This is a genomic window from Paenibacillus pasadenensis DSM 19293 (assembly GCF_000422485.1).
Taxonomy (GTDB): Bacteria; Bacillota; Bacilli; order Paenibacillales; family Paenibacillaceae; genus Paenibacillus_O; species Paenibacillus_O pasadenensis.
This window is the reverse complement of the sequence record NZ_KE383852.1, coordinates 192,723-211,746: the sequence shown is the minus strand read 5'-3', so window position 1 is coordinate 211,746 and position 19,024 is coordinate 192,723. Positions and strand designations below refer to the sequence as shown.

At 65.6% G+C, this 19,024-nt stretch carries 21 protein-coding genes and 1 riboswitch; of the genes, 20 read left to right on the top strand and 1 reads right to left on the bottom strand.

Features of this window, described 5'->3' with window-relative positions:
• Positions 1-80 precede the first annotated feature (80 nt).
• The 3 genes from H582_RS0119165 (at position 81) to fur (ending at position 1,938) form a co-directional block, all read left to right on the top strand.
• Positions 81-662 (top strand): NUDIX hydrolase, encoded by a 582-nt coding sequence (locus H582_RS0119165; RefSeq protein ID WP_028599835.1) that lies wholly within the window; start codon positions 81-83, stop codon positions 660-662.
• A gap of 98 nt (positions 663-760) precedes the next feature.
• Positions 761-1,393 (top strand): stage II sporulation protein M, encoded by a 633-nt coding sequence (spoIIM, locus tag H582_RS0119160; protein ID WP_028599834.1) that lies wholly within the window; start codon positions 761-763, stop codon positions 1,391-1,393.
• Between the two features lie 86 nt (positions 1,394-1,479).
• Entirely contained in the window at positions 1,480-1,938 is a 459-nt protein-coding gene (gene fur / locus H582_RS0119155) for a ferric iron uptake transcriptional regulator (protein WP_028599833.1), read from the top strand.
• Positions 1,939-2,018: 80 nt separating this feature from the next.
• Here the strand turns inward: fur and H582_RS28465 are convergent, their stop codons facing one another.
• Positions 2,019-3,248: a S8 family peptidase gene (locus tag H582_RS28465; RefSeq protein WP_052333433.1), complete on the bottom strand. Its 1,230-nt coding sequence runs from the start codon at positions 3,246-3,248 to the stop codon at positions 2,019-2,021.
• Between the two features lie 135 nt (positions 3,249-3,383).
• On the opposite strand from H582_RS28465, the gene H582_RS0119145 reads away from it, so the two are divergent.
• From H582_RS0119145 to ribH, 17 genes are all read left to right on the top strand, one after another.
• Entirely contained in the window at positions 3,384-3,617 is a 234-nt protein-coding gene (locus H582_RS0119145; protein WP_028599832.1) for a DUF4227 family protein, read from the top strand.
• 119 nt (positions 3,618-3,736) lie between these two features.
• A complete protein-coding gene (locus H582_RS28460; RefSeq protein ID WP_052333432.1) occupies positions 3,737-4,705 on the top strand; it encodes a tyrosine recombinase in 969 nt (322 codons plus the stop codon).
• A 36-nt stretch (positions 4,706-4,741) separates the two neighbouring features.
• Positions 4,742-5,569: a purine-nucleoside phosphorylase gene (locus tag H582_RS0119135; RefSeq protein ID WP_028599831.1), complete on the top strand. Its 828-nt coding sequence runs from the start codon at positions 4,742-4,744 to the stop codon at positions 5,567-5,569.
• Positions 5,570-5,681: 112 nt separating this feature from the next.
• Positions 5,682-5,855, top strand: a complete 174-nt coding sequence (locus H582_RS31180) for an aspartyl-phosphate phosphatase Spo0E family protein (RefSeq protein ID WP_084137430.1) — start codon at positions 5,682-5,684, stop codon at positions 5,853-5,855.
• Positions 5,856-6,084: 229 nt separating this feature from the next.
• Positions 6,085-7,359, top strand: coding sequence for a D-alanyl-D-alanine carboxypeptidase family protein (locus H582_RS0119125; protein WP_028599830.1), 1,275 nt, complete (start codon positions 6,085-6,087; stop codon positions 7,357-7,359).
• Positions 7,360-7,480: 121 nt separating this feature from the next.
• On the top strand, positions 7,481-7,834 hold the full coding sequence (gene spoIIAA, locus H582_RS0119120; protein WP_028599829.1) for an anti-sigma F factor antagonist: 354 nt from the start codon (positions 7,481-7,483) through the stop codon (positions 7,832-7,834).
• Positions 7,831-8,292, top strand: coding sequence for an anti-sigma F factor (gene spoIIAB, locus H582_RS0119115; protein ID WP_028599828.1), 462 nt, complete (start codon positions 7,831-7,833; stop codon positions 8,290-8,292). The genes spoIIAA and spoIIAB overlap by 4 nt, the downstream gene beginning before the upstream one ends.
• An 18-nt stretch (positions 8,293-8,310) precedes the next feature.
• A complete protein-coding gene (gene sigF / locus H582_RS0119110; RefSeq protein WP_028599827.1) occupies positions 8,311-9,066 on the top strand; it encodes an RNA polymerase sporulation sigma factor SigF in 756 nt (251 codons plus the stop codon).
• Positions 9,067-9,230: 164 nt separating this feature from the next.
• The gene (locus tag H582_RS0119105) at positions 9,231-9,887 is read left to right on the top strand and encodes a stage V sporulation protein AA (RefSeq protein WP_052333431.1); all 657 of its coding nucleotides are present in this window, start codon (positions 9,231-9,233) and stop codon (positions 9,885-9,887) included.
• On the top strand, positions 9,880-10,308 hold the full coding sequence (locus H582_RS0119100) for a stage V sporulation protein AB (protein WP_028599825.1): 429 nt from the start codon (positions 9,880-9,882) through the stop codon (positions 10,306-10,308). Before H582_RS0119105 ends, H582_RS0119100 begins: the two co-directional genes overlap by 8 nt.
• Before the next feature lie 19 nt (positions 10,309-10,327).
• The gene (locus H582_RS28455) at positions 10,328-12,778 is read left to right on the top strand and encodes a spore germination protein (protein WP_307719974.1); all 2,451 of its coding nucleotides are present in this window, start codon (positions 10,328-10,330) and stop codon (positions 12,776-12,778) included.
• 144 nt (positions 12,779-12,922) lie between these two features.
• Positions 12,923-14,254: a diaminopimelate decarboxylase gene (gene lysA / locus H582_RS0119090; protein WP_028599824.1), complete on the top strand. Its 1,332-nt coding sequence runs from the start codon at positions 12,923-12,925 to the stop codon at positions 14,252-14,254.
• A 111-nt stretch (positions 14,255-14,365) separates the two neighbouring features.
• Positions 14,366-14,797 (top strand): peptidylprolyl isomerase, encoded by a 432-nt coding sequence (locus H582_RS0119085; protein ID WP_028599823.1) that lies wholly within the window; start codon positions 14,366-14,368, stop codon positions 14,795-14,797.
• Positions 14,798-14,913: 116 nt separating this feature from the next.
• Positions 14,914-15,124: riboswitch (FMN riboswitch) on the top strand.
• A gap of 266 nt (positions 15,125-15,390) precedes the next feature.
• On the top strand, positions 15,391-16,506 hold the full coding sequence (ribD, locus tag H582_RS0119080; RefSeq protein ID WP_028599822.1) for a bifunctional diaminohydroxyphosphoribosylaminopyrimidine deaminase/5-amino-6-(5-phosphoribosylamino)uracil reductase RibD: 1,116 nt from the start codon (positions 15,391-15,393) through the stop codon (positions 16,504-16,506).
• Position 16,507: 1 nt separating this feature from the next.
• Positions 16,508-17,191 (top strand): riboflavin synthase, encoded by a 684-nt coding sequence (ribE, locus tag H582_RS0119075; RefSeq protein ID WP_028599821.1) that lies wholly within the window; start codon positions 16,508-16,510, stop codon positions 17,189-17,191.
• 32 nt (positions 17,192-17,223) lie between these two features.
• Entirely contained in the window at positions 17,224-18,456 is a 1,233-nt protein-coding gene (locus tag H582_RS0119070; RefSeq protein WP_052333430.1) for a bifunctional 3,4-dihydroxy-2-butanone-4-phosphate synthase/GTP cyclohydrolase II, read from the top strand.
• Between the two features lie 37 nt (positions 18,457-18,493).
• Positions 18,494-18,964: a 6,7-dimethyl-8-ribityllumazine synthase gene (gene ribH / locus H582_RS0119065; RefSeq protein ID WP_028599819.1), complete on the top strand. Its 471-nt coding sequence runs from the start codon at positions 18,494-18,496 to the stop codon at positions 18,962-18,964.
• Positions 18,965-19,024 lie beyond the last annotated feature (60 nt).

The following is a 19,024-nucleotide window of genomic DNA, read 5'->3' as shown; positions in this document are numbered from 1 at the left end:
ACATTCCGCCTTCCGGATCGTTATGCCTTCACGATATGCAGGAAGCGGACAAGCTATGCCATCAAGGGAGGAAGAAGCGCATGAACGAGCGTAGCCAGACGGACGGACGGCCGGGAGCGGAAGTGACGCTGTCGAGCGAAATGAAATATTCCGGGAAGATCATCACGCTGCAGGTCGACCAGGTGCGCTTGCCGAGCGGCGCGACCGCCTCGCGCGAGATCGTCCGCCATCCCGGAGCGGCGGCGGTCATCTGCATCGTGGACGGCAAGCTGCTGACCGTCGGCCAGTACCGCAAGCCGATGGACAAGTACCAGGTCGAGATTCCCGCCGGCAAGCTCGATCCCGGCGAGGACCCGGCGGTCTGCGCGGCGCGCGAGCTGAAGGAGGAGACGGGCGTGAGCGCGTCGAGCATGAGGCTCGTCGACGCCTTCTACACGTCGCCCGGCTTCGCCGACGAAAAGCTGTACCTGTACGTCGCCGAAGGGCTCGAGCACGGGGCGAGCTCCCCGGACGAGGACGAGGACCTGCATGTCGAGGCGCTGACGATGGAGCAGGCGCTGTCGTATATCGAGCAAGGCCTCATCGGCGACGCCAAGACGCTGATGGCCGTCTATTTGTGGAGGCTGTCCGAGCTGACCGGCCGGATCGGCCTTCGCGGCTGAGCTTCGGCAGGGCGCCTCGTGCCGCCTCCGTTCATGAACCGGCCTGTCCGCGCATAGGCTAGCATGTGGACAACACGGCGGCCGAGGAGGGACGGACGATGCGGGCAGGCGGAGGCATGGGAAGGACCAAGGAAGAGCGGCTGCTGTTCGCCGCCGCGGCGTTCCTGTGCGCGGCGGGCATCGTCTGCGGCGCGCTGCTCGCCGGCAGCCTCGGCGAGGAGCAGCGGAATCTGCTCGCGGCCGACTTGAGCCGGTTCCTGCTGAAGCTCTCGACGGAGGGCGTTCCGCAGGGAGCGTCTTCGTTCTGGACCGTCTACTGGCTGCACGGGCGATGGCTGCTGCTGATCGTCCTGCTCGGCGTCTCGGTCATCGGCCTGCCGCTGCTCGCCGCGCTCGACTTCCTCAAAGGCGTGCTCGTCGGCTTCGCCGTCGCGACGCTGGCGATCCAGCACGGCGGGCGGGGCGTCGCCTTTTCGCTCGTCGCTGTCGCGCCGTCCAACCTGCTCGCGCTGCCGGCTTATCTCGCCGCCAGCGCGGCGGCCGCCGCGTTCGCCCTGCATCTGGTCCGCTTCCGGCTGATGCGCCGCCAAGGGCCGCTGCTGCCTGCCGCGGCGTCCCTTTCGGGCACGGCCGCCGCTGCGGCGCTGCTGCTGGCGGCCGCTGCTGCGGCGGAGGCTTGGCTGTCTCCGCCGCTGATGGCATGGGCCGCGCAGTGGCTCGTCCCGGGCTGAATCATTGACTTCCCGTTCCTCTAGCAACTATAATAGAGTCATAAGTGCCGGCGGCTAGCCGGCTTTCTTGTGGCAGGGGGGAAGTCATGGAAGCCCGGATCGATTCCATCAAGCAGCAGCTCCAGTCGCAGGGCTACAAGTTGACCCCGCAGCGCGAAGCGACCGTGCGCGTTCTCCTCGAGAACGAGGACGATCACCTGAGCGCCGAGGACGTGTTCATGCTCGTCAAGGACAAGGCTCCCGAGATCGGCTTGGCCACCGTGTACCGCACGCTGGAGCTTCTCAGCGAGCTGCATGTCGTAGAGAAGATGAATTTCGGCGACGGCGTCGCCCGCTATGACCTGAGGACGGACAACAGCAAGCATCATCATCACCATCTGATCTGCGTCCAATGCGGATCGATGGAGGAGATCAAGGATGACTGGCTCGGTCCGCTCGAAGAACGGCTGGAGGCCGAATACGGCTTTGCCGTGCTGGACCACCGCCTTGATTTCCAAGGCATCTGCAGACGCTGCAGAGAAACCAACGATTCCAAGAAACCCTGACAGCTCCGAATTCATCGCTCCTGCAAGCAGCGGGCGATGAATGCCGGAGCTGTTTGATCGTTCAGAGGCCATAGGCGTTGTCAGCGCCTGCGGCGCAGGAACGGGCGGGTCCCGGGATAAAAGACCGAGCCGATCCGCCCCAGCTGCAGCAGGCCGGCGCCTTGAGCGCGGCGCGAAGCGCCGGCAAGCGGCTTCGCCCATCGCTTCAGCACGGGCGCGACCGCCGCGGACGGCAGGCCGGGATTGGCGGCGAGCAGCAGCGCCGCTCCGCCGGCGACATGGGGCGCGCTCATGCTCGTGCCGGAGTCGATCTCGTAGCCTCCGTTCAGCCAGCAGGAGCAGATCTCGTCGCCGGGAGCGGTCAGGTCGATGCCTTTGCCGCGGCTGCTGAACGGCGCGATGCGGTTCCGGCGGTCGGAGGCGGCGACGGCGATCGTCTCCGGATAGGAGGCCGGCACGTCGATGCCGCCGCTGCGCACGCCTGCGTTGCCGGCGGCGGCGACCAGCACGAGGCCGGACTTGCGCGCCCGGCGCACGACCCGCCGCAGCGCGGCGCTGCGAGAGCCGGGAGGCAGTCCGAGGCTCATGTTGACGACGTCCATTCGCTGGCGGATACACCATTCGATCGCGTCGAGGATGCTGCTGAGGCTGCCGAAGCCGTCGGCGTCGAGCGCCTTGACGGCATAGAGCGAGGCTCCCGGCGCGACGCCGAGCGGACCGCCGCCGCTGCCGCGTCCGGCGGCGATGCCGGCGACATGCGTGCCGTGCCCGTTGTCGTCGCGGTAGGACTTGGACTTGCCGCCGCTGACGTTGACGCCGCCGGCCACGCACAGATCCGGATGCGGCCCGACGCCGGTGTCGATGACGGCGAGGCGGACTCCGCTTCCGAGCGTGCGCCTCCAGACCGCAGGCGCCTCGACGCGGCGGATGTTCCACGGCAGCTTGCCGCATGGATGGCCTTTCCCGCGACAGCTTTTGCCGCGGCGGAGCGGCCTGACGAGCCTCCCGCCGCTGCCGCAGCGGGCGCAGCCGCCGGAGCCGAGCGCGCGCACGACGGCATCCTTCTCGAGGCTGCGCAGCTCGGGATGGCGGCGCAGCTCCCGCCAGGAGACCCGCCGGTCGAGGCGCAGGCAGAGGATGCGGCTGGATTTCCAGGCGCGCAGCGGCTTGATGCCGGCGCGAGCAAGCTCCCGGACCGCCTCTTCATAAGCGCGGCGGCTCCGCAGCACGACGATGCGCCTCGCCGCATGCCGCCCCGGCCCGCTGCAGGCGCAGGCGCGCAGGCAGCTTCCAATCGAGTTCTTCTTCACGTTCGATTCCCTCCTTTCCGTTAACGTATGGGATCGGAGCCGGAGAGGATCGGGCGGATCCCCCGGCCGGGCGGAGCGGACATACTCCGCTCGTCCGCCGCATAGGCTGGAAGAGCAACCGAAGGAGGGCCGGCCATGATCGTTTCCGTACGCAGATGGTTGTCGAGGCTCGTCTTCGCGCTGCTGTTCGCCTGCCTGACGGCTGCCGTTTACGAAGGCTTCCGGCTGGCGGACAGCTGGGTCCGCCCGCTCGATCCGTACGCGCCGCCGCGAGGGCAGGCGCTCAAGGTGTTCGAGCCGCATGAGGCTCCGCCCGAAGGCGGCACGATCGCCGACCGGCTGCGCTGGTTCTATTACAACGGAGAGTAGGCGGCGAGCGCTCCCAGACGCCTGCAGCAAGCGGTCCGGACGAAGCGTCCGGGCCGCTTGCGCATGCGTTTGCCGAACGTGCTCGGAGCGACTATACTTTGAGCGAGGGGGACGATTGCATGGAGCTGAGCCAATGCCTGTACGCCTGGCTGGACGAGCTGGAAAACGGGCGCCGCGTCGCGCCGGCGACCTACGACGCCTACAAGCGCGACCTCGAGCATGCGATCGCCTGGATGGAGCGGCAGGGCATCGGCGCCATCGGCGCCGTCACCCGCCATCATCTGGCCAAGTATTTGCAGGCATGCCGGGACGACGGGGCGCGCAGCGCGACGGTCAGCCGCCGGCTCGCCTCGCTGCGCTCGTTTTACCGGTTTTTGACCCGCGTCGGCTATACGGAACGCGATCCCTCGATGCATGTGGAGCTGCCGCGCCGCGAGCTGGCGAAGCCCGTCGCCCTCACGCTCGACCAGGTCGAGCAGCTGATGAACGCTCCGGCGACGGACAGCCCGGCCGGCCTTCGCGACAAGGCGATGCTGGAGCTGCTGTACGGCTCCGGCATCCGCGTCTCCGAGCTGCTCGCGATGAAAGCGTCCGACCCCCAGCCCGGACTCGGGTACGTCCGAGTGTGCTCCCCCCGCAAAAAAGAGCGCATCGTGCCGCTCGGCCAAATCGCCGCGGGCTGGATCGGCCTTTATTTGCGCGAAGGCCGGCCGGCGCTGCTCGAGCAGCGGATCGGAGGCGCGGCGGCCCGCATGGGGGCGGCGGAGCCGGAGGAGCTGTTCCTGAACGTCTCCGGCGAGCCGCTGTCGCGCCAAGGCTTTTGGAAGACGATCAAAAAGCATGCCCGCAGCTCCGGCATCGAGGACGGCGGGGCGATCACGCCGCATACGCTGCGCACGTCGTTCGCCGCCCATATGCTGGAGCGGGGAGCCGACCTGCGCGCCGTGCAGGAAATGATGGGCCACGAGGGCATCGTATCCACGGAGCGCTACGCGCTCGGAGACCGGCCGCGGGTCAAGGACGTCTATGAGCGGTCCCACCCGCGCGCGGGCTTCGGCACCCGCGTCCTCGATCCGGAGCGCGAATGACGAACAAGCAAGCCAACGACGAGAGGAAGAAGTAGCATGAGCATCCAACAGCAAGCCAGCCATATTCAAGAAGCGGTCGCCTATATCGCGTCCCGCAGTCCAATCCAGCCGCAGGTCGGCCTCATCATGGGCTCGGGTCTCGGCATTCTGGCCGATCTGATCGAAGACGCCGTCACGATTTCCTACGAGGACATCCCGCATTTCCCGGTCTCCACGGTCGAAGGGCATGCCGGCGAGCTGCTCGTCGGCAAGCTGGCCGGCGTTCCGGTCGTTCTGATGAAGGGCCGCTTCCATATGTATGAAGGCTACGGCGCGGAGCTGACGGCATTCCCCGTGCGCGTCATGAAAGCGCTCGGAGCGGACAAGCTCGTCGTCACCAACGCCGCCGGCGGCATCAACACCACCTATTCCGCAGGCGACCTGATGCTGCTGTCCGACCATATCAACCTGACCGGCCGCAATCCGCTCATCGGGCCGAACGACAGCGCCGTCGGCGTCCGCTTCCCGGACATGTCGGAGGCCTACAGCCGCCGGCTGCGCGCCGTCGCCAAGGAGATCGCTTCCGAGCAAGGCTTCGAGCTGCGCGAGGGCGTCTATCTGGCCGTGCTCGGCCCGTCGTACGAGACGCCGGCGGAGATCCGCATGATGCGGACGCTCGGAGCGGACGCGGTCGGCATGTCGACCGTGACGGAAGTAATCGCGGCGCGCCACTGCGGCCTCGAGGTCGTGGGCATCTCCTGCATCACGAACATGGCTTCCGGCATTCTGGATCAGCCGCTTTCGCACGAGGAGGTCATCGAAACGACAGAACGCGTCAAATCCCGCTTCCTGGGCCTCGTGCAGACGCTCGTTTCGAGACTGTAGTCCCATTTCCGGCGCTCAAATGAGACTTTCGGCTCGACGCGTTCTGACAGCCTTTTCTTCCTCTCTGTTGTAGAATAGCCGCGATCAAAGACGAAGGTTGGAGAGGAATGGAATGATCGAGAACGCTCAGCTGCACCAGCAGATCGAAAGACTGCGAGGACAAATGGTCGAGACGGCTTCGCTGCAGAATACGCTGCTGCATGGCGAGGTGCTGCAGATCAGCCAGTCCTTGGATCTCCTCATCGTACAGGTCCAGGAAGAAAGGCTGACCCGACTCCGCAAATGACCGCTCCGGGCGAAAGCGCCGGAGCTTCCGCCAAGCAGGCAGCGCCTGCCGCAGGCGAAGACGCGATCCATGCGCCTTCCCGCGGCCGGCGCCGGCCTGCTTTTTTGCTGCGCCCGGGCTCGGGTTTCGGCCGCTTGGGAATATCCTCCATCGGAATGGGCAAGAATGGAAAGCAGAAGAATGCCGTCCTGCACTCAGGCGGCCGACGATCCATTTCGAGGAGGTACTTCTGTTGAAACGACTTACGGCTTTGCTTGCCGCTGCCATCGCGCTTACCCCGCTGACGGCAGCCGCTCCCGCCAGCGCGGGCTCGACCATCCCTCATGACATGCCGGCCTACGCGACGGCGGAGCCGGGCCCAGGCCCCGCGCTTCCGCTCCTGCCGGACGCTCTCCAAGCGGGCAGCGCGGCCGGAGCGCCGGCCGCCTCCAGCGATCTCGCCCCATCGGCGCGATCGGCGATCGTCATGGACGCGGACAGCGGCACGGTCATTTACGAGAAGAACAGCCACGACAAGCTGCCGCCGGCGAGCATCACGAAGATCATGACGATGCTGCTGATCGTCGAGGCGATCCAGGACGGAAAGCTCAAGCTGACGGACAAGGTGTCGACGAGCGAGTACGCCGCCTCGATGGGCGGCTCGCAGATCTTCCTCGAGCCGGGCGAGCAGATGACGGTCGACGACATGCTCAAGGGCATCGCGATGGCGTCCGGCAACGACGCGTCGGTCGCGATGGCGGAGAAGATCGGCGGCACGGAGGCCGAGTTCGTCTCGATGATGAACGAGAAGGCGGCGCAGCTCGGCTTGAAGGATACCCATTTCGCCAATCCGAACGGGCTGCCCGCCGCGGACCACTACACGTCGGCCCACGACATCGCCGTCATGTCGCGCGAGCTGCTGAAGCACAGCCTCATCACGAAGTACACCGGCCAATACCAGGACTACCTGCGCAAGGACAGCGAGAAGCCGTTCTGGCTCGTGAATACGAACAAGCTCGTGCGCTTTTACTCCGGCGCCGACGGACTGAAGACCGGATACACGAGCGAGGCGAAATACTGCCTGTCCGCGACGGCGAAGCGCGACGGCATGAGGGTCGTGGCGGTCGTCATGGGCGAGCCCAATACGAAGACGCGCAACGCCGAGGTGTCGAGCCTGCTCGACTATTCGTTCGCGCAATACGCCAATTACCCGATCCTCAAAAAAGGCGACAGCATGGGCACGCTGGCGATCGAGAAGGGCGTGCAGGGCAAGCTGCCGGTCACGGCTCAGCACAACTACAGCATCCTGCTGAAAAAAGGCGCGGCGGCCAAGGACATCCGCTACGAGATCAAGTGGAACGCCGGCATCAAGGCGCCCGTCAAGATCGGCGATCCCGTCGGCAAGCTGATCGTCTACCAAGGCGATCAGGTGATCCAGGACTTCCCGCTGGAGATGCCGGTATCGGTCGAGAAGGCGGGCTGGTGGAAGCTGTTCAAGCGCTCGACGGGCAGCCTCTTCTCCTGATGGACCGCGGCCCGATTGCTGTCGCGGCCTGACGGCCAGCTTCTAGTTTTGTCGGCAGGCAGGAATGAGGACGGCCGGAGGAGAAATCCTCCTCCATTCAACGGGAGGAGTGAGCCGCGCAATGAGTCTTCATGTGGATCTGGAGCATCAGCGCCATATCTTGATCGTCCGATTGAAGGGCGAGCTTGACCACCACACAGCCGATTCGGTCCGCATCCGGATAGAGGAAGCGATCTTGAGAGGCGGCAGCACCGACGTTATCCTCAGCCTCAAGGAGCTCGCCTTTATGGACAGCTCCGGGCTCGGCGTCATCCTCGGGCGCTACAAGCTGCTCAAGAGCCGCGGAGGCAGGATGGTCGTCTGCGACGCGAGTCCGGGCGTCTACCGCCTGTTCGAGCTGTCGGGCCTGTTCAAGATCATGCCGATACACGACACCGAGAGCGATGCGCTCTCGAGCCTGGAGGTGGCTTTATGAGCGAGCGTCAGCCGGCAGCGGCCAATACGATGAAGCTGAGCTTCAGCGCGCGATCGGAGAACGAGGCGTTCGCGCGCGTCAGCGTGGCGGCGTTCATCTCCCAGCTGGATCCGACGATGGAAGAGCTGAACGACCTGAAGACCGTCATCTCCGAGGCGGTGACGAACTCGATCATCCACGGCTACGACAGCGACGAGACGCAGCTTGTCTCGATCGAGGCGACGATCAGCGGCGACTCGGTCACGATCGTCATATCCGACGACGGCGGAGGCATCGAGGATCTCGAGCTGGCCCGCCAGCCTCTCTACACGTCCAAGCCGGAGCTCGAGCGCTCGGGCATGGGCTTCACGATCATGGAGAATTTCATGGACAGCTTCGAGGTTGCCAGCGAGCCCGGCCGCGGCACTCGAATCGCCATGACCAAGCGCATTGAATCCAAAAAGGCGCTGTACAATTAGGCGCATAGGGGCTGAAACATGGATGCCGATCTGAAGAAGAACGCGGGTCCGTTCCTCGACGACGCGGAGGTGAAGCGCCTCATCGCGCTGAGCCAGTCCGGAGATTCGCTCGCCAGGGACACGCTGGCCCGCTGCAACATCCGCTTGGTGTGGTCGGTCGTGCAGCGCTTCATGAATCGCGGCTACGAGCCCGAGGATCTGTTCCAGATCGGCTGCATCGGCCTGCTCAAGTCGGTGGACAAGTTCGACCTCAGCTACGAGGTCAAGTTCTCCACGTATGCCGTGCCGATGATCATCGGGGAGATCCAGCGCTTCCTGCGCGACGACGGGACGCTCAAGGTGAGCCGTTCGCTCAAGGAGACGGCCAACAAGGTGCGCAAGGCGAAGGACGAGCTGGCCAAGACGCTCGGCCGGCTGCCGACGATCGGCGAGGTGGCGGAGTTCCTCGGCATCACGGCCGAGGATGTCGTCTTCGCCCAGGAGGCGAACAAGCCGCCCGCCTCGATCCACGAGACGGTGTTCGAGAACGACGGCGACCCGATCACGCTGATGGACCAGATCGAAGGCGAGTCGGGCGAGCGCTGGTTCGACAAGCTGGCGCTGAACGAAGCGATCGGCGGCCTCAGCGAGCGCGAGCGGCTGATCGTATACTTGCGCTATTACCGCGACCAGACGCAGTCCGAGGTGGCGGGCCGGCTCGGCATCTCCCAGGTGCAGGTTTCCCGGCTGGAAAAGAAGATCCTGCAGTCGATCAAGGAGCAGATCGCCCAGTAGGAAGGACGTCCATCGCGATTCCGCTCCTCTATATCGCATCGTCAAGCCAGCCGCGAGGCTGGCTTTTTTTGGCTTGCGCGGGGGGCGGCTGCCCAGGAGTAGCCGCGCCGCAGCCGTTCCATACTAACCAAGAGTCGGAAATGGTGGCGGAAGGAGGCGGCGCCATGTCGCGCAAACGAACGAATGCCGGACCGATTCCCGTTTATTTGCGGATGAAGAAGCGGATCTCCATCCCTCCGGAAGGGACGGTGCGGCTCGGCTCCGTCGTCCGGCTGCTGGCCGACGAGCCGCTCGCCGGGGAGCTGAAGCGGATTCCGCTCTACACCCATCGGCCGGAGGACGGCAACCGCGTCGTCATCGACGTGCTGCAGATCGTGAAGGCGCTGCGCGAGACGGCCCCCGACGCGGTCATCGAGACCTTCGGCGATCCGCAGGTGCTCATCCTCGTCGAGACTCCGTCCACCCGCTCGCCGCGGTTCGCCGTGCTGGCGGGAGCGTGGCTGCTGCTCTTTTTCGGGGCGGGGCTCGCCATCATGAACTTTCACACGGATGTGAGCATGAAGGAGGTGCATCAGCGCATCGCCTTCCTGCTGACCGGCAAGGAAACGCTGCATCCGCTCTGGTTCCAGATCCCGTATTCGGTCGGAGTCGGGCTCGGCATGGTGCTGTTCTTCAACCATCTGTTCCGCAAGCGGCTGAACGAGGAGCCGAATCCGCTGGAGCTGGAGATGTACAACTATCAGGAGAACATCAACGCTTATGTCATCGCCGACGAGATGGGCAAAAAAGCGAACCGCGTGGAGGGACGGGACGATGGCTGACCTGCTGGCGGGGCTGTTCATGGCGATGCTTGGACTGGCCGGAGGCATCGCCGTCGGCAGCGGCATGGTCGCGCTGCTGATCGTGTTCGACCTGATTCCGCGGCTCGCGCAGCTGGCCAGGGCGTTCCGCTTGTCGGCGGCGTTCGAATCGGCGGTCGTCGGCGGCTCGCTGTTCTGGACCTGGGCGGACTTCTTCGGCTGGCGCGCGCCGCTGCCCGCGGCGCTGGCGCTGCCGCTGCCCGGCCTGCTGTGCGGCATGTTCATCGGCATGCTGGCCGCGGCTTTGACCGAAGTGATGAACGTGCTGCCGATTTTGGCGAAGCGGCTGCGCCTGACCGGCTATCTGGGCGCGCTCGTCATGGCGATGGTGCTCGGCAAGACGGCCGGCTCGCTGTTCGATTGGCTGGTGTATCAATGGTAGGACAGAAGGAGGGAACCCCATGACGAAATGGCAGAAGGTGAAGCGGCTGGAGCATCCGGAAGAGCCGGTGGTCGAGGCGCGCGAGACGAGCGGAGAAGGCCGCTCCGGCGACGGATGGGAAGGGCTGCTGGAGGAGATCGATCGGCTGGAGCAGGCCGAGCGGCGGCATGAGCCGGAGCCGGTCCGCAGGGCAGAGAGGCCGGAAGGCCGCGAGGACTGGATGGAGGCGCTGCTGCTGGAGGCGTCGGCAGAGCCGGGCCGATTGCCGGAATCGGAGTCCCGTTCCGAGGAGGGCGGCCTTGCGGAGGCGCTGCTCGACGAGGACGGAAGCGGCGAGGCGGAGGCGGAGCGGCCCCGGGTTCGGGAGAGGAGCGCCCGCGGCGAGCACGAGCATGAGGATGAGGAGGAGCATGGGGATGAATGGGCGGCGGCTCTTCGAGACGACCGGGCCGACGGCGGCCGAGAAGGCGAAAAGCGGGAGATGAGCCGGCCGGCCGGCCGCCATGAGGACGACCGCGATGGAGACGAACGGCATGCGGACAGCCGTCATGCGGACGACCGCGATGGGGACGACCGTCATTCGAAGGGCCGTGATGGGGACGAACGACATGCGGACAGCCGTCATGCGGATGACCGCGATGAGGACGACCGTCATTCGAAGGGCCGCGATGAGGATGACCGTCATGCGGACACCCGCGATGGGAATGACCGTCGTGGGGAAGCCCGGGGGGAAGGCGTCCGCACCGGAGTCCGCGAGGAAAAAGAGCGCGGCGGGAAAGCCGGAGAGGCTCGCCGCGGCGACGAAGCCGGCCGCGAGCTGCGCGCAGAAGCCGGCGCGCCTTCTCGCCGCGGCGATGCGGAGCGGGAGGATCGCGCGGCCGGGCATGGGCGCGAGGAGCGCAAGGAAAGCCGCGAGGCCGGCGGCCGGGGCGCCGGGAAAGGGCGCGGGGGCGGCGGAGTCTCCGAGGGCGGGAATTCCGCGCCGGGCACGGACGGAGATGCGCTGGAGCCGATTCCGGAGCGGATCGAGACGTTCGTCGATCGGCTGAAGGAAGAGGTCGGCTACAAGACGAGCTTCGACGTCGTCGTCCGCGAGATGACGCTCGGCGGCAAAAAGACGGCCTTTTTCATGATGAACGGCCTCTCGAGCGGCCTGATCATGACGGAGATCCTGCAGCGGCTGACGTTCCTGCAGACGGACAACCTGTCGGCGGACGCGCTGCATTCGTTCATGAAGCTGTACGTGCCCGCGGTGCAGGTGGAGCAGGAGGACGACTGGAACATGATGCTGACCGCCGTGCTGGGCGGATCGACCGGCATGTACATCGACGGCGAGAGCACGATGCTGATCCTCGATGCCCGCAGCTTCCCGGTGCGCAATCCGGAGGAGCCATCGCTCGAGCGGGTCGTGCGCGGCTCGCGGGACGGCTTCGTGGAGACGCTGCTCATGAACGTCTCGCTCGTCCGCAGGCGGCTGCGCGATCCGATGCTGCGCTACGAGATTCTGCGGGTCGGCGAGCGCACGCGCAGCGACGTGTGCATCGCCTATATCGACGACATCGTGGACAAGGAGCTGCTGGAGTCGATCCGCGACAAAATATCCGCCGTCAAGATCGACGGGCTGCCGCTCGCCGACAAGCAGCTCGAGGAGGCGACGGTGAAGCGCGGCTGGAACCCGTATCCGCTCGTGCGCTATTCGGAGCGGCCCGACGTCGTCGCGGCGCATCTGCTGGAGGGCAACGTCGCGGTGTTCGTCGACACGTCGCCGAGCGTCATGATCCTGCCGACGACGTTTTTCGATCTCGTGCAGCATGCCGAGGAGAACCGGCAGACGCCGTTCATCGGCACCTACCTCCGCTGGCTGCGCTTCCTCGGCATCCTGGCTTCGCTGTTCCTCGTGCCGATCTGGCTGCTGTTCGCGCTCAACCCGACGATGCTGCCGGCGGCGCTGTCGTTCATCGGTCCGGCGAAGACCAGCAAAATTCCGCTGGCGCTGCAGTTCCTGCTCGCCGAGGGCGGCATCGACCTGATGCGCATGGCCGCGATCCATACGCCGACGCCGCTCGCGCTGGCGATCTCGCTCGTGTCGGCGATCCTCGTCGGAGACATCGCCGTGCAGACCGGACTGTTCGTCAACGAGGTCATTTTGTACATGGCGGTAGCCGCTGTCGGCATGTTCGCCACGCCGAGCTACGAGCTGAGCCTCGCCAACCGGATCGTGAGGCTGATGCTCATCTGCCTCGTCGCCCTGTTCCACGTGCCGGGACTCGTGATCGGCTGGACGGCCGTCTTCGCCATCCTCGTCATGCAGCGCTCGTTCAACCGACCGTACATGTGGCCGTTCATCCCGTTCGACGCCCGCGGCATGATGAACGTGCTGCTGCGGATGCCGGTGATGATGAACCGGAAGCGGCCGAACCTGCTCCGTCCGCAGCAGCGCGACAAGATGCCGGAGCACGGCGGAGCCTGATCCAGGACGTTTGCCCGATGCAACAAATGCAAATGAAACGACAGAAAATCCATTACTCCTTCTCCCGAGGTTCGTTATACTGAGGTCACATTAGGACAAACGAACCCCGCCTGCCTGAGCCGGGGAGAAAGAGGTAGCGAATCCATGCATTTTCACGGAACATCCCGAATAAATGAACACGGCCGTCTGGAGATCGGAGGCTGCGATACGCAGGACCTCGCCGAGCAGTTCGGCACCCCGCTGTACGTCGTCGACGAGGCGCTCGTCCGCCAGCGGGCCCGCGAATACGTAGAGGCGTTCAAGGCGTCGGGCTTCCGCTTCCAGGTCGCCTATGCGAGCAAGGCGTTCAGCACCGTGGCGATGTGCGCCATCGCCGAGCAGGAAGGGCTGTCGCTCGACGTCGTCAGCGACGGCGAGCTGCACACGGCGCTGCAGGCGGGCTTCCCGGCGGAGCGCATCCATTTCCACGGCAACAACAAGACGCCGTTCGAGATCGAGATGGCGCTCGACGCCGGCATCGGCTGCTTCGTCGCCGACAACTTCTCGGAGCTGCAGCTGCTGAACGCCATCGCCGGCGCCAAAGGCCGCAAGGCGAACATCCTGCTGCGCATCACGCCGGGCGTCGAGGCGCATACGCATGACTATATCTCGACCGGCCAGCAGGACTCCAAGTTCGGCTTCGACCTGGCCGGCGGCGCCGCCTTCGAGGCGGTGCGGCAATCGCTGAGCCTCGATCATCTCGTCCTGCTCGGCGTCCACTCCCATATCGGCTCCCAGATCTTCGAGGTCGAGGGCTTCCGGATGGCGGCCGCCAAGGTGGCGGAGTTCGCCGTCAACGTCAAGGCCGAGCTCGGCCAGACGTTCCGCGTCATCAACCTGGGCGGAGGCTTCGGCATCCGCTACACGTCCGAGGACAGCCCGCTTCCGGTACGCGACTACATCGGCGCGATTACGGACGCGATCCGCTCGAACTTCACGGCGGCCGGCTATCCGCTGCCGGAGATCTGGGTCGAGCCGGGCCGCAGCATCGTCGGCGACGCCGGCACGACGCTGTATACGGTCGGCACGAGCAAGGACATCCCCGGCGTCCGCAAGTACATCGCCGTCGACGGCGGCATGACGGACAACCCGCGTCCGGCGCTGTACGAGTCCAAGTACGAGGCGGTGCTGGCGAACCGCGCCGCCGAGCCGGCCGCCGAGACGGTATCGGTCGCAGGCAAATGCTGCGAGAGCGGCGACATGCTGATCTGGGATCTGGAGCTGCCGAAGGCCGAGACGGGCGATCTGCTCGCCGTTTTCTGCACCGGCGCGTACAACTATGCGATGGCGTCCAACTACAACCGCATCCGCCGTCCGGCGGTCGTGCTGGTCAAGGACGGCAAGGCCGACGTCGCCGTGAAGCGCGAGTCGCTGGAGGACATCTCCCGCAACGACGTGCTGCCGGAGCGTCTGCGCAAGGCTGAAGTTCAGCCGTAAGCCGCTGCCGGCGAGCCTCCTTCGGGAGGCTCGCTTTGCGTTCGGGACCGGCGCTGGTGTATGATAAGAGGCGTACATAGCTTTTATTTTGGAAGGCAGGAGTGATGACAAGTGGCAAAACAAGCGAAAATCACGCTCGAAAACGGCGGCGAGGTCGTTCTGGACCTGTTCGACAAGGACGCTCCGAATACGGTCGCGAACTTTGAAAAGCTGGCGAACGAAGGCTTCTATAACGGACTTACGTTCCATCGCGTCATCCCGGGCTTCGTCGCTCAGGGCGGCTGCCCGAACGGCACCGGCACCGGCGGTCCCGGCTATACGATCGACTGCGAGATCAACCCGAACAAGCATGAGCGCGGCTCGCTCGCGATGGCTCATGCCGGACGCAATACCGGCGGCAGCCAGTTCTACATCTGCTACCAGCCGCAGCCTCATCTGGACGGACAGCACACCGTCTTCGGCAAGATCTCCAAAGGCATGGAATACATCGACGCGTTCAAAGGCCGCGACAAGATGGCCAAAGTCGAAGTCGTCGAAGTCTGACTTCCTCGCGCGGAAGGCTCTCGTCCGAGAGCCTTTTTGTCGTTTAATCCCGACTCGTCCGCTTGCTTTTTAGCGTGCAGGCAAGTAAGATGAGTCATGCAAGCAATTGAATTCAAGCGAACCTTCGGGGCTGGGTGAAATTCCCGGGCCGGCGGTGATCCGTACCTGGCGCGTCTTCGGCATATGCCGCGGCTCGCCGGGGACGGTCAGTCCGTGACCCGCATGACCGCTTCTGCGCTTCCCTCGACCGAGGGCGCGTCGAGCGCATGCGGCTGACCTGGTGAAACTCCGGGACCGACAGTATAGTCTGGATGGGAGAAGGCTCGCTGCAAGACAGGCATGCATGAAGGCAGCTCCTCCATCGTTGGAGGAGTCTGTTCAAGTCCGCCGCCCAGACATCGAGATCGGTTCCGCGCTGCCGCCCGGAGTCTGTCTTCCGATTCGATCCGGGACGGCGGTCTGTTCCCGCATTTCCAGGACGGCTTTTTTGGCTATCCGGTCGATCGGGCTCCTGCTCCTGCTGCGCGGCGACGTTTCCGACATTCCATCACCCCCGAAGGGCGCTCCAGGCGTCAATCGGGGGTGTTTTTGCATTGCGGGAAACGATCGATGATCGATATTACATGGAGCTCGCGCTCGGCATGGCGGCCAAAACGGCCGGCCAGACCGGCATCAATCCGGCCGTCGGCTGCGTCATCGTCAAGGATGGCCGCATCGTCGGCCTCGGCGCCCATCTCAAGCGGGGCGAAGGGCATGCCGAGCCGCACGCGCTGGCGATGGCGGGAGACGAAGCCCGGGGAGCGACGGCCTACGTCACGCTGGAGCCGTGCAGCCATTATGGCCGTACGCCGCCCTGCAGCGACCGGCTGATCGCGGCCGGAATCGCCCGCGTCGTCGTCGCCGAGCTCGACCCCAATCCGCTCGTCGCGGGCAGCGGCATGGCCAAGCTGCAGACGGCGGGAATCGAGACGAAAACGGGCGTCATGGAAGCGGAGGCCAGGCGGCGGAGCGAGCCGTTCCGCAAGTTCATCACGACCCGGCTGCCCTATGTCACGCTCAAGACAGCCTCCACGCTGGACGGCCGCATCGCCGCGGCGAGCGGGGACAGCCGCTGGGTGACGGGGCCGGAGGCGCGCGAGGCCGTGCATGCGATGCGGCATCGCCATATGGGCATCCTCGTCGGCATCGGCACGGTGCTGGCGGACGACCCGAGCTTGACGACGCGGCTGTCCGTGCCGGGCCTGCATCCGGCGAGAATTGTCGCCGACTCGAGCTTGCGGCTGCCGCTGGACGCGAAGCTCGTGCAGGACGGAGCCGCGCCGACGATCGTCCTGACGTCGGAAGCCGCAGACGAAGGCCGAGCGGCCGTGCTGAGGGCGGCCGGCGTCGAGGTCATCCGCTGCGGCAGCGGCAGCTCGGTCGATCTGCGCGAGGCGATGAGACGGCTCGGCGAGCTGGAGCTCGGCTCGATCCTGCTCGAGGGCGGCGGACGGCTGAACGGCTCGATGCTGGAGGCGGGGCTGGTCGATCGGATCTGCCTGTTCCTCGCGCCCAAGATCATCGGCGGCGAGGACGCGCCGTCGTCGTTCCGGTTCGCCGGCTTCGAGCGGATGGCCGACGCGATCGAGCTGGACGACGTCGAGGTGGAGCGGTATGGACGCGACATATGCATCAGCGGCAAGCCAGCCGCCAAGGGAGGGATCGGCTGACATGTTCACCGGATTGATCGAGGAGATCGGAGAGCTGCGCGGCGCGGCGCGAAAAGGAGAGGCGATGGTGCTCCGCATCGGCGCCGCCAAAGTGCTGGAGGGCGTCCGGCTCGGGGACAGCATCGCCGTCAACGGCGTCTGTCTGACCGTGACCGGATGCGGGCCCGACAGCTTCGAGGCCGACGTCATGCCGGAGACGTACCGGCATACGAATCTGGGCGGGCTGCCGGCGGGCAGCCCGCTCAACCTGGAGCGGGCGATGCGAGCGGACGGCCGCTTCGGCGGGCATATCGTCCAGGGCCATGTGGACGGCATCGGGCGGATCGTCGAGCGCAGGGCGTACGCCAACGCGGTGCTGTTCACGATCCGGCCCGCGGACGAAGGGCTGCGCCGCTACATCATTCCGCGCGGTTCAATTGCCGTGGACGGCATTAGCCTGACTGTGACGGAGGCGGGCGAGGACGCCTTTTCGGTGTCGATCATCCCGCATACGTTCGCCGAAACCGTGCTGCAGAGCAAGCAGGCGGGAGCGACCGTCAATCTGGAATGCGACGTGCTCGGCAAATATGTCGACCATCTGCTGCGGTTCGGCGGCAGAGGGGACGCCGCAGGCGCCGGCAGGCCGGGAGGCGCCGCCGGCAGCTCGCTGACGGCCGCTTTCCTGGCGGAGAACGGATTCGCATAAGTGTGAGCCAAGGCAACGAAGGAGGAGCAAGCATGGAACGATTACACCACCAAGACGGGGCGTCGCCATTCGATGCGATCGAGGATGCGGTGCAGGATCTGTTGGCCGGCAAGCCGGTCATCGTCGTCGACGACGAGGATCGCGAGAACGAGGGCGATCTGATCGCGCTCGCCGATACGATCTCGCCGGCCGTCATCAACTTCATGATTACCGAGGCGCGCGGGCTCGTCTGCGTGCCGATCGAGGCGGAGCGGGCGCGAGAGCTCGACCTGCCGCCGATGGTCGTCCGCAATACGGACTACCACGGCACCGCGTTCACCGTCTCCGTCGACCATGTGAGCACGACGACCGGCATCTCCGCGCATGAGCGCGCCGAGACGGTGCGGGCGCTCGTCGACGGCGCGGCCCGCGCGGACGATTTCCGCCGCCCGGGCCATATATTCCCGCTGATCGCCAAGGACGGCGGCGTGCTGCGGCGCGCCGGCCATACGGAAGCGGCGATCGATCTGGCCAAGCTGTGCGGCGCCAAGCCCGGCGCGGTTATCTGCGAGATCATCCGCGAGGACGGCACGATGGCGCGGCTGCCGGACCTGGCGGACTTCAAGCGCAAGCATGATCTCAAGCTGATTACGATCCAGTCGCTGATCGAGCATCGGCGCCGCCGCGAGCAGCTGGTGCAGCGGGTCGTCGAGGTGAACATGCCGACCGACTTCGGCGTCTTCCGCGCGGTCGCCTACACGAACGAGGTGGACGACAAGGAGCATGTCGCGTTCGTCAAAGGACAGATCGATCCGGAGCAGCCGACGCTCGTGCGGGTGCATTCCGAATGCCTTACCGGCGACGTGTTCCACTCCCGCCGCTGCGACTGCGGTCCGCAGCTGGCGGCGGCGCTGCGCCAGATCGAGGAGGCGGGAAGCGGCGTGCTGCTCTACATGCGTCAGGAAGGGCGCGGCATCGGCCTCATCAACAAGCTCAAAGCCTATCAGCTTCAGGAGCAGGGGCTCGACACGGTCGAGGCGAACCTGAAGCTCGGCTTCGGGCCCGACCTGCGGGAGTACGGCATCGGCGCGCAGATCCTGCGCGATCTCGGCGTCCGCCGGATGCGGCTCATGACGAACAATCCGCGCAAGATCCGCGGCCTCGAGGGCTACGGACTGAGCGTGGCCGAGCGGGTGCCGATCCAGATGGAGCGCAACGAAAGCAACACGAATTACTTGAACACGAAAAAAACGAAGCTTGGCCATCTGTTGGAGTTTGAAATTTAAGCCGAATAAATTAGAATAGAAGGATGGGTTTGAAAACATGACGAAATATTACGAAGGACATCTGGTATCGCAAGGGCTGAAATACGGCGTCGTCGTCGGCCGCTTCAACGAATTCATCACCGGCAAGCTGTTGAGCGGCGCGCTCGACGCGTTCAAGCGCCATGGCGCGGGCGAGGACGAGGTGGAGGTCGCGTGGGTGCCGGGAGCGTTCGAGATTCCGCTGATCGCGCAAAAGATGGCGGAGAGCGGCAAGTACGATGCCGTCATCACTCTCGGCGCCGTCATCCGGGGCTCTACGCCGCATTTCGACTATGTATGCAGCGAGGTCGCCAAGGGCGTCGCCGCGATCAATCTGAAAACCGGCGTGCCGACGATCTTCGGCGTGCTGACGACGGATTCGATCGAGCAGGCGGTGGAGCGCGCGGGGACGAAGGCCGGCAACAAAGGCTGGGAAGCCGCTGCCGCCGCGATCGAGATGGCGAATCTGACGCGGGCGATTCAAGGCTGAGCCTGGCCTGAGGCGAGACAGCGGCCTTTAGCTTCGCGATACCGGCGGACAGGAAGAGGT